Source organism: Shigella sp. FC1967 (genome assembly GCF_001743005.1).
Taxonomy (GTDB): domain Bacteria; phylum Pseudomonadota; class Gammaproteobacteria; order Enterobacterales; family Enterobacteriaceae; genus Proteus.
Window position 1 is genome coordinate 1 of record NZ_MIIZ01000152.1, and the last position, 283, is coordinate 283.

The window sequence follows — 283 nt, forward strand, 5'->3', positions numbered from 1 at the left end:
GTGACTGCTCCCCGCCGTAAACGGCGAGGCTTCCCACTTCTCAGACCGCAACCCTCTGTACGACGGATTTACGCGGGTCTCCATGGGGCTGAAACGACGCGTCCCGCCGCGTGTAATTCCAATATGCCCTTGTGTCGGATATTGATTGCCGCATTGATATCTCGGTCATGTTCAACTCCACATTTAGGGCATTGCCAGATACGCTTATGTAGTGGCATTTCTGACATTTTTATGACCGCAGCAATGACAGGTTTTCGAACTGGCAAACCATTGATCCAGTTTT

General features: G+C 50.9%; 1 pseudogene. It reads right to left on the bottom strand.

Annotation, left to right across the window (positions count from 1 at the left end):
- Window positions 1-40 precede the first annotated feature (40 nt).
- Window positions 41-283, bottom strand: a pseudogene (locus BHE89_RS01415) (zinc ribbon domain-containing protein); the annotation flags it as partial.